At 72.6% G+C, this 12,074-nt stretch carries 11 protein-coding genes; 6 read left to right on the top strand and 5 right to left on the bottom strand.

What is annotated here, in order from left to right; all coding sequences use genetic code 11:
* Positions 1-62 precede the first annotated feature (62 nt).
* The gene (locus ACQEVC_RS29375) at positions 63-1,307 is read right to left on the bottom strand and encodes an ABC transporter substrate-binding protein (protein WP_432883840.1); all 1,245 of its coding nucleotides are present in this window, start codon (positions 1,305-1,307) and stop codon (positions 63-65) included.
* A gap of 310 nt (positions 1,308-1,617) precedes the next feature.
* Between ACQEVC_RS29375 and ACQEVC_RS29380 the strand changes: the two genes are divergently transcribed.
* The gene (locus ACQEVC_RS29380; protein ID WP_432883842.1) at positions 1,618-2,619 is read left to right on the top strand and encodes a hypothetical protein; all 1,002 of its coding nucleotides are present in this window, start codon (positions 1,618-1,620) and stop codon (positions 2,617-2,619) included.
* 5 nt (positions 2,620-2,624) lie between these two features.
* A complete protein-coding gene (locus ACQEVC_RS29385; RefSeq protein WP_432883845.1) occupies positions 2,625-4,205 on the top strand; it encodes an asparagine synthetase B family protein in 1,581 nt (526 codons plus the stop codon).
* 28 nt (positions 4,206-4,233) lie between these two features.
* Here ACQEVC_RS29385 and ACQEVC_RS29390 read toward each other — a convergent pair whose 3' ends face one another.
* Both ACQEVC_RS29390 and ACQEVC_RS29395 read right to left on the bottom strand, forming a co-directional pair.
* A complete protein-coding gene (locus ACQEVC_RS29390; protein WP_432883847.1) occupies positions 4,234-5,433 on the bottom strand; it encodes a PLP-dependent aminotransferase family protein in 1,200 nt (399 codons plus the stop codon).
* Positions 5,434-5,599: 166 nt separating this feature from the next.
* Positions 5,600-5,836: a hypothetical protein gene (locus ACQEVC_RS29395; RefSeq protein WP_432883849.1), complete on the bottom strand. Its 237-nt coding sequence runs from the start codon at positions 5,834-5,836 to the stop codon at positions 5,600-5,602.
* 369 nt (positions 5,837-6,205) lie between these two features.
* On the opposite strand from ACQEVC_RS29395, the gene ACQEVC_RS29400 reads away from it, so the two are divergent.
* From ACQEVC_RS29400 to ACQEVC_RS29410, 3 genes are all read left to right on the top strand, one after another.
* Positions 6,206-6,958, top strand: coding sequence for a hypothetical protein (locus ACQEVC_RS29400; protein ID WP_432883851.1), 753 nt, complete (start codon positions 6,206-6,208; stop codon positions 6,956-6,958).
* A gap of 236 nt (positions 6,959-7,194) precedes the next feature.
* Positions 7,195-7,800: a response regulator gene (locus tag ACQEVC_RS29405; protein ID WP_432883854.1), complete on the top strand. Its 606-nt coding sequence runs from the start codon at positions 7,195-7,197 to the stop codon at positions 7,798-7,800.
* A 98-nt stretch (positions 7,801-7,898) separates the two neighbouring features.
* Positions 7,899-8,498, top strand: coding sequence for a response regulator transcription factor (locus tag ACQEVC_RS29410; RefSeq protein WP_318393993.1), 600 nt, complete (start codon positions 7,899-7,901; stop codon positions 8,496-8,498).
* Between the two features lie 84 nt (positions 8,499-8,582).
* Here the strand turns inward: ACQEVC_RS29410 and ACQEVC_RS29415 are convergent, their stop codons facing one another.
* Positions 8,583-9,620: an aldo/keto reductase gene (locus tag ACQEVC_RS29415; protein WP_432883857.1), complete on the bottom strand. Its 1,038-nt coding sequence runs from the start codon at positions 9,618-9,620 to the stop codon at positions 8,583-8,585.
* 209 nt (positions 9,621-9,829) lie between these two features.
* Between ACQEVC_RS29415 and ACQEVC_RS29420 the strand changes: the two genes are divergently transcribed.
* Positions 9,830-10,462, top strand: coding sequence for a TetR/AcrR family transcriptional regulator (locus ACQEVC_RS29420; protein WP_432883860.1), 633 nt, complete (start codon positions 9,830-9,832; stop codon positions 10,460-10,462).
* Positions 10,463-10,574: 112 nt separating this feature from the next.
* On the opposite strand, the gene ACQEVC_RS29425 is transcribed toward ACQEVC_RS29420, so the two are convergent.
* On the bottom strand, positions 10,575-12,053 hold the full coding sequence (locus ACQEVC_RS29425; protein WP_432883863.1) for a carbamoyltransferase C-terminal domain-containing protein: 1,479 nt from the start codon (positions 12,051-12,053) through the stop codon (positions 10,575-10,577).
* Between the last annotated feature and the right edge of the window lie 21 nt (positions 12,054-12,074).

Below are 12,074 nucleotides of genomic sequence, written 5' to 3' on the forward strand. Positions count from 1 at the left end.
GCTCCTTCTCCGCCGGGCGGCCGCCAATGGTCCGGCCGGTCGGCGACCGACGGTCTCCCGCGTCATGAACCGAGCTTCTGCTCCGCCTCGGTGAAGAACTCCTGCACCGCCTGGGCGACGGAGATCCGGCCGTAGTGGAGTTCCTCGCTGATCCGGATGAAGGTCGCCTCCACGCTGCCGGCACCCTTCGGGGGCGCCGGGGGAGCCTTGGTCAACTGGTCGGCGATGCTCTTCTCGTAGGCGGCGACCTCGGCCAGCGGACCCTGGAGCTGGGCGGCGGCGCGCTGGGCGTTGGTCGCCGGCAGGCCGCGGTTGCCGCCGAAGATCCGGCCGACCTCCGGGTCGTTGATCAGGAACGAGATCAGCTTCGCCGCCTCCTCCGGGTGGTCGGTCCGGCTGGAGGCGCTGAGCAGCATGGCCGGCTTCAGGTACTGGCCGAGCTGGCCCGGGTTGTCGGTCGGCACCGGGGCCAGTTTCAACGGGGTCTTGACCTCGGCCGCGTACCGGACGAGGAAGTTGTCCCAGCCGAGTTCGGTGGCGATCAGGTCGTCGACGAAGCCGGAGCGGGGCTTGATCTGCACCGCCTTCTCGACCGGCAGCACCACCTCGGCCTCGATCAGCTCCTGGCCCTCGGTCCAGAACGCGCTGAGCTGCTCCCTGGTGAAGCCGAGCTTGCCGTCCGGGGTGAAGAGCTGCCCGCCCTGCTGGCGGAGCCGCGCCTCGAGGTTGTAGATGATGCCGGTGTAGTTGCCGCCGCCGTAGCTGTCGGTCGCCTCGGCGATCTTCGCCATGCCGGTCCGGTAGTCCTGCCAGGTCCAGCCGGCGGCCGGTTCCGGTACGCCGGCCTTGGCGAAGATGGCCGGGTTGTAGTACAGGCTCCAGGTGTTGCCGCCCACCGGTACGCCGTACAGCGCGCCGTCGACCTCGCCGGCTCCCTGGAAGCCGGCGAGCAGGTCGGAGAGGACGAGGTTGCCGCCGGTCTGCTTCTTCAGGTCGTAGAGCACGCCCCGGTCGGCGTACTCGCGCAGGTAGGAGAAGTCCATCTGGAGTACGTCCGGGGCGTTGCCGCCGGCCGTCTCGGTGGCCATCTTCTGCCAGTACGCCTCGTACTCCTGGAAGCTCGGCGTGATCTTGATGTCCGGGTTCTTCGACTCGAAGAGCGCGATCGCCTGTTTCATCAGGTCGGCCCGTTCGGCGTTGCCCCACCACGAGTACCGGAGGGTGGCCGGGCCGGACTCGGAGTCGTCGCCGCAGCCCGTGACCAGTAGGCCGAGGCAGGCCAGTGCGGCGCCGCCGGCTACGAGCATCCTGAAACGTTTCATCATCGGTCGTGAAACCTCCCGGGCCAGCGTGCCGATAGCGGCAACGGATGGGGCAAGGGGCGAGTACGGCGAACCTGTCAGGTACGGTAAGAGATTGATCTACATTCGTCAATGGATCGCTAAAACGTTCCAAAGGTGACCCGTCGGCGCCTTCCGGTCGGCTGCGGACGGGGGTGGTGCCCGCGTCGCCGGCAGGGACAACCGAAGCAACGCGCGTTTTTCTGGTTTATCGGGTGTTACGGTCAAAACCGGCAGTACTTTTCGGGGTCACGCCGAAACCTGGGAGAGGCCGGAGATGCCCAGCCAAGAGGTCGCCGGGGAGGTCGGATCACGGATCCGGCCGAGCGGGCAGCAGCAGGGGCGCGTGACCGCCGGCCGGCCCCCGCGTCCCGGTCCCGTCACCGGAGCGTCCCTGTCCGAACTGGTCGGATACCGGGCGGCAGTGGCGGACCTGCTCGCCGAGGTGGCCGGCTACGCCGGCCGCGACGACCTGCCGAGGCTGGAGCGGGCCCTGACGGACCGGATCACCGGCCCGGACTTCGCCGCCGTGCTCGGCGTGCTGCCCGGCGGCGCCGCCGACGCCACCGACCGGCTCGTCCGGGAGATCCGCGACTACCGGCCGAACAACCGCAGCGCCGCCCGCAACCTCGCCGGGCTGATCCGGATCTACCTGCTCTCCCGGATCGACGTCATGTGGTGGGGACACCTGCCCGGCTTTCCGACCGACGACGACCTGCACGGCTCGGCCGAACTGGTCGACCTTGAGGCACTCCGCCGCACCGACCTGCTCCGGTTCCGCTACCGCCGGCCGGATGGACACCTGCTGGCCGGCGCGGCCCGCGCGGTCCGGTGCCGGGTCCGGCCACCGTCGACACCGCAGGCAGGCCGGGGCGGCGTACCGGCGGCCGGTACCGGGCCGCGGACCACCCGGACCCGGCCCGAGGTGGTGGCACTGCTCAACCAGCTCGCCGTGGACCTCGCCCGGCGCCGCCCCGGGCCGACCCCGCCGTTGCGGGTGACCAGCCTCGCCCGCAGCCTCGAACACCAGCACCGGCTCCGGGCCCTCGGCTACGCGGCCATGCTGCCCAGCGGGCACTGCCTCGGGTACGCGATGGACCTGGAGATGTCCTGGCTGCGCCGGTTCGACGCGCCCGGCATGGTCGCCGCCCTGCTCCGGGAGCGGCAGGGCTGGGGCGACGTGAACGTGATCGACGAGGGTCAGACCTGGCACCTCTGTGTCAGCCCGCGCGCGGCCAGCCGGCTGCGGCGCGACTTCCTGACCGCCCTGGGAGGTTGAGCGGCATGTCCGGCATCGTCCTACTGCTCGGTCCCGGCGCCGACCGCCGCACCTTCCACCGGATGATGGCGGAACTCACCCCGCGCGGCGACCTGGCGGAGACCCAGCTCGGTCCCGACCTGCTGGCCGGCGTCCAGCGGCTGCGGATCGTCGACCGGGAGCGCGCGGCGCAGCCCTGGTGCTCCGCCGACGGCCGGTGGCTGCTCTGCTACAACGGCGAGGTCTACAACCATCGGGAACTCGCCGCCGAACTGCTCCGGCTCGGCCGGCCGCTGCGCACCGAGAGCGACACCGAGGTGGTGCTGGAGGCGTTCCTGGCCTGGGGACCGGAGGCGGTCACCCGGCTGCGCGGCGAGTTCGCGTTCGCCCTCGCGGACACCGCCACCGGACGGCTCTACCTGGCCCGCGATGCGCTCGGAGCGCGCCCGCTCTACTGGTCCCGGCACCTGCGCCGGCTGCACGTCGCCTCGGAGGTCAAGGCGCTGGTGCCGGTCGGCGCGCCGATCTCGGAGCTGCCGCCCGGGCACCACGGCTGGGCCGACGCCGTCAGCGGGCCGGAGCTGGTGCCCTACCTGGACCTGGCCCGGCTCGGCGGCGGGCAGCCGCCGGTCCGCGACACCGAGGAGGCGGCGGGGCTGCTCCGGGAAGCGGTCCGGGACAGCATCCGGGCCCGGGTCGACACCGACCTCACCGTCGGGGTGCTGCTCTCCGGCGGCCTGGCCAGCACCCTCGCCCTGCTGCACGTCCGGCAGCTCCACCACGACTGCGTGGCGTTCACCGTCGGCACCCCGGACAGCGCGGACGTGAAGTGCGCCCGCCGGCTCGCGGCCGACCTCGGTGTGCACCACGAGGTGATCGAGGTCCAGCCCCGGGATATCCGGCTCGACGACATCCGGGCGGCCATCCGGATCTCCGAACTCACCGAGTACGCGGACCTGATCGATGCGGTCATCTCGGTACCGCTGTTCCGGCGGGTCCGCGATCTCGGCGTCCGGGTGGTGCTCACCGGCGACGGCGTCGACGACCTCTTCGGCGGGCATCCGGGCTCGGGCCGGGTCGGTCCGGAGGCCGCCGGCCGGCTTTTCCGGCACCGGATCCGCAACCTCTGCCGTACCGGATTGCAGCGGATGGACCGGATCAGCCTCGGGCACGGGGTGGAGACCCGGCCGCCCTTCCTCGACCTGTCGCTGGTCGAGTTGGCGATGCGGCTGCCGGCCGAGCTGAAACTGCGGGACGGACGACGGCAGTGGCTGCTCCGGCACGCGTACGCCGACCTGCTGCCGGAGTACGTCCGGGACCGGGCGAGGGAGCCGATGGCGTACGGGTCGGGGCTGCACGAGGGGGTGCGGCCGTACCGGGCACTCTTCGCCCGCCAGTACCGGGCGTTCGGCTATGAGCTGCTGGAACCGGTACGCCGGGACTTCGACACCGTACTGGTGCGCTGCGGCCACGACCTCGACCGCGCGGTCGCCAAGGGCACGGCCCGGCCGGACGTCTTCGAACACGCCCGTGACCTGGCCGGGATGGCGAGATGGAAGGTCGGCCCCGCGTGGCGGCGGCTGACCGGTTCCGGCCGGCAGAACTGAGTCGCCGCGGGCGCGCGACGCCACCGGTTCAGCCCGGCAGCGGGGTGGACCGGCTCGACAGACCGGCCTCCCGGTACGCCCCGGCCAGCCGGCGCACCCCCTCGGCCAGCGTCTCCGGGTCACACATCGAGTACGACAGTCGCAGGTGGCGGTGCCCGGTGTCGGCCACGAAGAACTGCCGGCCGGGCACGTACGAGACCCCGGCGGCCTCGGCGTACGGCAGCAGGTCGGTGCCGCCGTACGGGTGCGGCAGCCGCAGCCACAGGAACCAGCCACCGCCGGGTACCACGAACCGGGCCTGCGACAGTTCGTCGCGTACGGCGGCCACCAGCGCGTCGCGTTGCCGGCGGTACCGGATCCGGATCGCCTCGACGTGCCGCCGGTACGCGCCGGACGCCGCGAACTCGGCCATGGCCAGCGCCACGGCGTGGTTGACCCCGCCACCACTGTCCACATAACCCCGTGCGGTCACCGCCGCGACCAGCGGCCGGGCACCGGTGAGCCAGCCGAGCCGCAGCCCGGGCGCGACGCTCTTGGCGAACGAGCCGATCCGGACCACGGTCCCCGGCTCGGCGCCGCTGAACAGCGAGGCCGGCGCCGGAGCGGGATAGGCGAGTTCCCGATAGGTGTCGTCCTCCACCACCGGTACGCCGGTGCGGGCGGCCACCGCCAGCAGGGCGGCCCGGCGCTGCGCCGGCAGTGACCGCCCGGTCGGATTGTTGAACGTCGGCACCAGGTAGAGCATCGCCACCCGCCGGCCCTGCCGGGTGATGGCCCGGATCAGCCCGGCGGTGGCGGCGGGATCGATGCCGTCCTCGTCGGCGGGGGCGGGCACCGTGTCGACCCGGTGGTCGGCGACGACCCGCAGCGCCAGATGGTAGGTGGGGGAGTCGACCAGTACGACGTCGCCGGGTCGGCAGAGGACGGAGGCGACGAGGTCTAGCGCGTGCGACGCGCCCGCGGTGACGAAGACCTGGCCGGGCTCCGGCGCTCCGGCGTCCACTTCGGCCAACCGTTCGCAGAGCCACTCGATCAGCGGACCCGGGCCGGCCGCGTGCCCGTAGGTGAGCGCGGCGGCACCGTAGCGGCGCAGCGCGGAGTGGGTCGCCTCGGCCCAGGCGTCCATCGGCAGCGCCGCCGGATGCGGGTGTCCCCAACCGAGGTCGATGGTCCCGGCCTGGCTCCGGAACTGCACGACGGGCAGTACGGGCGGGCGGGGTGCGGTCACCCGCCCACCATAAATCGGCGGGTGCCTCGGGGACGTGAGTGAACGGGTACTCCCGGCCGCGCCCGCGAGCCGGCGTGGCGTATCGGGTGCGGCGTGATAGACACTGCGTTACGCTTTCGTCCCTGTCCGCCTACTTGAGGAGCGCCTTCGCGACATGGCCGCGGTCTCAGCAGTCCGGCACGTGCCGGGTCCGGGGCGGCCGGGCCCCGGGCGGCGAGCTGTCCGACTGCTGACCCGAATTGCCCTGCTCGGCGGCGGTGCGCTGACCGGATATCTCCTTCTCGCCACGTTCGACGGACCGGCGCTCGCCGGTGACCGCGGCGCCCCGGCGAGCGGGCCGCAGCCGCTCGGCTCGCTCGCCGAGACGGTCGCGCCGGGGCTGCCGGAACTCCTCGACGATCACGTTCAGTTGACTCGAAAAGCGACACCCGAGACCGTTCGCCCCGCCGCTCGTCCGGAGTCCGCCCGTCCGGAGCGTGTCCGTCCGGACCGCGCTCGTCCGGAGAGTGTCCGTCCGGACCGCGCACGTCCGGAGTCCGCTCGTCCGGACCGCGCCCCTCCGGAACGTGGCGCTGCGGAACGGGTCCGTTACCCCTCCGGGGTGGAACGTGGTGGGCCCGCGTCGCGGCCGCAGCCGGGAGGCTCGGCCGCCGGCTCGGCGCGCGGTGGTTCCGCGTCGCGTCCGGAGCCTGCCGCGCCGGCGGCCGGCGCCTGGCGCTCGGCTCTCGCGTCCCGACTGGACGGTGCGAGCACCGCGATCCGCCCGGACCGGATGAGGTCGCAGACCCATCGCCCGGCCGCCGACCGGGCCGCTCCACTCCAGGCGGCGGCTGTCGCTCAGATCCCGACCGAGGTGCCCGTGCTGACCGGTGCGTTTCCGGAGCTGGCAACCGGGGTACCCGTGCTGACCGGTGCGCGGCCCGACCTGCTGGCCGGGGTACCGCTCGTGCTGGGGGCGCTGCCGGACGTGGTGCGAGGCGTCCCGGAAGTGGTCGTACGGTTGCCGGAGCTGGCGGGGACGGTACCGGAAATCGTCGGTAGCGTGCCGGAGGTCGTCGGTGAGGTTCCGCGCGGAGGCTACTCCGGCGGACCGTCGCCGCTGTTGCTGGCGCACCAGCCGGTCGAGCCGCCCCCCACGTCCGCCGTGGCGCCACCGGTGCTCCCGCCGGCCCTGGCCGAGTCGCCTGCGCCGGTCGCGGTTCCCGCCGAGCCGTCCAGGTCGTCCGCGCCACTGCGGGGTTCGCTCGATCCGGGTGCCGGCGGCGCGGCGGGCCCGAGCGGTCCCTCGGCCTCGCGTGCCGCCGCCCGGAGCACCGACTCCGGGCTTCCGTCCACTCCGCACTCACCCGTCGGCACCGGTGCCGGCACCCAGCAGGCCGGGCCTGCGTCGTCCAGCGGTGGACAGGCCACCGCACTGCCGGCCGGCGCCGGCTCGTCGCCGCCCACGGGAACTCCGTCGGTGTTCCCGTACGGAGCCGCCAGCCCCACCGGCCGGTCGCCGGGCGTACCAGCCTTGCCTGGCTGATCCGCTCCGGCGGCCGTACTCCCGGTCGCTCTCCATCTCCGCCGTCGCCGCTCCCGTCCCGGGAGCTGCCGGTGGAGCCTCCGTCGGTGCACCGGGCACCGCGGTACCCGTCGAGGTGGCGGGCCCGACCGACGGCGCCGTACTCAATCGTGCTCGTGATCGGCTCCGGTCGGGATGAGACCCGCTCGGACGTCGCGTTGTCGCTGAGTTTTGTGTACCGAGATCGGAGTGACCTCGTGATCCGGATTGTGATCGTGGAGGAGATGGGTTTGCTGCGGGGGGCGCTGCGGGCGGTGTTGTCGAGTGAGGAGGACCTGGACGTGGTGGCGGACCTCCACGAGCCCGCTGAGCTGGTGACGGTCGCCCGTCGGCGACGACCGGACGTGGTCGTGGTCGACATGGAACTGCCGGGTGCCGACATGCTCGACGTGATGGCGCAGCTCGGTGTGCAGGCGCCGGGCAGCGCGGTGCTGGCGTTGAGTACCCAGTTGACCCCGGAGGCGCTGCAACGGGCGATCCGGGCCGGTGCCCGGGGTTTCGTGGACAAGAACCTGCCACCGGCGGAGCTGGCCCGGCTGGTCCGGGCGGTGGCGTTCGGCGAGCGGGTGTTCGACCCGGTCGCCGCCGTCGCCGCGCTGAACCCGCCGGAGAGCCCGCTGACGAACCGGGAACTGGAGGTGCTCCGGGTGGTCGCCGAGGGTCTGCCGCTGAAGGAGATCGCCCGCCGGCTTTTTCTCGCACACGGCACGGTGCGTAACCACCTATCGGTGATCCTGCGCAAGACCGGGACCCGCAACCGGCTGGAGGCGGTCCGGCAGGCCCAGCGGGCGGGTTGGATCTGACCTCGACGGTTCCGGTCGCTCCAACGGGCGTACTCGGCGTGCTCGTGTTTGAATGTTCACGCGGGGTGATCTAGCGGTGACAAGTAGCAGGGGGGAACGTGATCCGAACGCTGCTCGCGCTGAACGGCGCTCTCATCCGTGGCGCCCTGGCCTTCGTGCTGACCACTCAGGACGACATCGAGGTCGTCGCGGAGGTCGACCGAGCCGAGGACGTCGGCACGGCGCTGCGGATGCAGCGTCCCGACGTGGCCATCGCGGACGTCAAGCTCTTCGAGGCGGGGGCGCTCTCCAACCGGGTCGCGCCGTCCGAACCGCCTCCGGTACTGGTACTGGTGGACCCGCGCCGGCCGAGGGTGCTCGGGGACGCGTTGCGTGCCCAGTGCCAGCGTCTCGGGTTCCTCGGCAGTGACGTCGCGCCGGAGCGGGTGGTCGAGGCGGTCCGCCGGCTCGCCCGCGGGGGTTCCGTCGTGGACGCGGATCTGGTGGTCGCGGCGCTCAGCCGGGACAACCCGCTCACCGAACGGGAGGTGGAGGTGCTGGAGATCGCCGCCGAAGGGTGGCCGGTGGTGGAGATCGCCAGCAAGCTGTCGCTGTCTGCCGGCACCGTGCGGAACCATCTGTCACGGATCGCCGGCAAGACCGGCGCGCGTACCCGGATCGAGGCGATCCGGATCGCCCGGGAGAAGGGCTGGATCTGAACCGGTCGACCGGGTCGGCGGCCGCAGACCGGTGGCGGGCGGGACGATCGCCGTCCCGCCCGCCGTCGCGTTCCACCGCTCGGGTCAGCCCTGCCGGGGTGACCGGGCGCCGGCGAAGGCCTGCTGGATCCAGTTCGGATAGGCCGGCGGCAGGCTGCTGACCTCGTCGAGTTCGGCGAGGTCCTGCGGGCTGAGGGCCAGCTCGGTGGCGGCGAGGTTGTCGGCGAGCTGGTCGACCCGGCGGGCACCGACGATGACGCTGGTCACCGCCGAGCGGCTCAGTAGCCAGGCGAGCGCGACCCGGGCCGGGCTGACCCGGTGCCGGGCGGCCACCGCCCGCAGTACGTCGAGCACCTCGTGCCCGCGCGCCGGGTCGATCAACGGGAACTGAGAGTACTCCGGGTGCGCCTGCCGGGAACCGCCGTCGGTCACCGTGCCGGTCCGGTCGGTCTTGCCGGCCAGGAAACCGCCGGCCAGCGGGCTCCACACCGTCAGCCCCACCCCCTCCGCCTCGGCCATCGGCAAGAGGTCCCGTTCGGCGTCCCGGCCGACCAGGGAGTAGTGGGCCTGGACGGAGACGAGACCGGCCCAACCGTGCCGGGCGGAGATGCCGAGCGCCCGGCTGACCTGCCAGGCGGCCAGGTTGGCGCAGCCGATGTAGCGCACCTTGCCCTGGCGTACGGCGTCGTCGAGGGCGCGCAGCGTCTCCTCGAACGGGGTCAGGTGGTCGAAGTTGTGGAGCTGGTACAGGTCGATGTGGTCGGTCCGCAGCCGCCGCAGGCTGTCCTCCAACGCCCGCATGACGTGCAGCCGCGACTGGCCGTGGTCGTTGGGGCCGGGGCCCATCGGCGCGTGCACCTTGGTGGCGAGTACGACGTCCTGCCGCCGTTGCCCGAGCACCTGGCCGAGCAACTCCTCGGACTCGCCGTCGCTGTAGACGTTGGCGGTGTCGATGAAGTTGATCCCGGCGTCGAGTGCCGTGCCGACGATCCGGTCGACGTCCTCCCGGCCGAGGGCGCCCAACTGGCGGTAGATCGGGTGATTTCCCCCACCGAAGGTCATCGCGCCCAGCGAGATCTCCGAGACCCACACTCCGGTACGCCCTAGCAGGCGGTATTTCACGTGTTGCCCTCCGCGTCGTGGTCGATTCGCGGCCGCGTCCGGCCGCCGAGCCTGATCCGGACAGTGCGTCGGACATAGTGTCCGGCGCAATGTTATCCCACCCTCCCGGGCCGCGGTCCTCGACGCCGTCGACCCGACCCCGAGCAGGTCGTCGACCACGCGACGGCGGTCGGTGCCCCACCCGGACGGGCCGACCTAAGATTTCCGGCATGCCATCGATCACCCGGCGCCGCGCGCCCGACCCCGACCGGCGTGCCTCGGTCGAGGCCCAGGTCCTGGCCGCGACCGAGCGGCTCCTGGTCGAGGGGGCGAGCTTCACCGAGCTGGGCGTGCAGCGGATCGCCGCGACTGCCGGCGTGGCCCGGTCGACCTTCTACACCCACTTCCGGGACAAGTCCGAGCTGCTCACGCGGCTGGCCGGCACGATGCAGACGGCCGGCTTCGACATCGCGAGCGCCTGGCGGCCGGAGGACGGCGTCGACGCCCTGGCGGACGCCTTCCTCCGGATACTCGGGATCCACCGCCGGTACGCCGCCGTGATCAACGCCGTCAACGAGGTCGCCGCCTACGACCCGGCGGTACGGGAGTTCTGGCGCGGCGGCCTGGTGCGGTTCCTCGACAACACCGTCACGATCATCGGCGAGGAACAGCGGGCCGGCCGGGCGCCGGCCGACCTCGACGTGCTCTCCGCCAGCCGGGTGATCGTGGCAGGCGGCGAGACCGCCATCATCGACCACGTCGCCAGTTCCGGCGGCGACGCCAGCGGTGACGCTTCGTTCGCCCGCGAACTCGCGCTGATCTGGTGGCACGGCGTCTATCGACGGCCGGCGACGACGAGCTGAGCCCTGCACCGGTACCACGTCGGCCGCCGCCGCCGATCCGGCCGCCGCACCGGACCCGCGTCTGGCCGGACGACGCCGAGCGGGGACGACGGGTCGACCGGCCGGAGCCGGCTCACAGCACGGGCACGCCCGTCCGGCTGCTGAACCGGCGGGCGTCCGCCACGTCGTTGACCAGCGGTTCACCCTTCAGGTTCAGGCTGGTGTTGAGCAGGATCGGGCAGCCGGTCCGCCGCTCGTACTCGCCGAGCAGGTCGTACAGGCCCGGGTGCTGGTCCCGGGTCACGGTCTGCACCCGGGACGTCCCGTCCACGTGCACGATCCCGGGAAACGCCCGGGGATCCCGACACCGGGCGGTGAACTGCATGTACGGCGACGCGCCGACCGGCATGTCGAAGTACCTCTCGGCGACCTCCTGCCGGACCACCGGGGCGAACGGGCGGAACGGCTCCCGCCCCTTCACCCGGTTGACCCGGTCCCGGCTGTCCGGACCGCGCGGATCGGCCAGCAGCGAGCGGTTGCCCAGCGCCCGGGGACCGAACTCGGCCCGACCCCTGGCCACTCCCACCACCGTCCCGGTGGCCAGCGCCTCGGCCAGGGCCGCGACCGGGTAGTCACCCCCGATCAGGGTTCCCAGGTACGGCCCGGTCCAGTTGAGCTGGTGGCCGAGGACCGCCGCCGCCGCGCCGAGGCTCGACCCGGCGTCCCCGGGGTTCGGCAGCAGGGTCACCCGGTCGAAGCCGCTGCGCCGGGCGAGCAGTTCGTTGGCGACGCAGTTGAGCCCCAGCCCACCCATCACGGTCAGCGTCGCCGCGTCGACCCGGGTCCGCAGCCAGCGCGCCGCCCCGAGCAGGACCTCCTCGGTCACCGCCTGGATGCTCGCCGCCAGATCCGCCGGATCGGCCCGGGGCTGCCAGTCGCCGATGCCCCGGTGCACGTTGCGGCGCAGCCGGAAGGTGGGCGGGGTGAGTTCGATCAGGTCCGCCTTGAGCTGCGCCACGTACCGGGGTCGACCGAGCGCGGCCAGCCCCATCACGATGAACTCCTCCTCGTTCGGCTTGAACCCACAGCGCCGGGTGAAGGCGCTGTAGAGCAGCCCGAGGCTGTGTGGATATCGGCAGCGGGCGAGGACCCGGTAGACGCCGTCGGAGAACTCGCCGAGGGTCAACGTCTCGAACTCGCCGATCGCGTCGGCGGTGAGTACGGCCGTGTGCCGCTCACCGCTGGTGAAGTGCCCGGCGGCGGCGTGCGAGTGGTGGTGCCCCACGTACCGGATCGGCACGCCGCGCAGCTCCGGCAGGTCGAGCCGGGCCAGGTAGCGGCGGGGGAGGTCGTCGACCGCCACCGCGTGCCGGAACTGCCCGGCCCGTAGGTGGCGCAGCTTCTTCCACAGCGGATGCTCGTACCAGGCGACCAGGTCGGGGCGACCCCAGGAGAGCGCCTCGGCGAGCAGCCCGGGAGTGAGGTCAGGATCGTTCTTCCGGCGTGAGTAGCGTTCGGCGTGGCCGGCGAAGAGGATCTCGTCATCCCGTACGACACATGCCGACGCGTCGTGCGACAGCGCGCTGAGGCCGAGGACGTGCATGACTGCCATCGAGACAACTCTATCTATTGG

This window comes from Plantactinospora sp. CA-294935, from assembly GCF_050936445.1.
Lineage (GTDB): Bacteria > Actinomycetota > Actinomycetes > Mycobacteriales > Micromonosporaceae > Plantactinospora.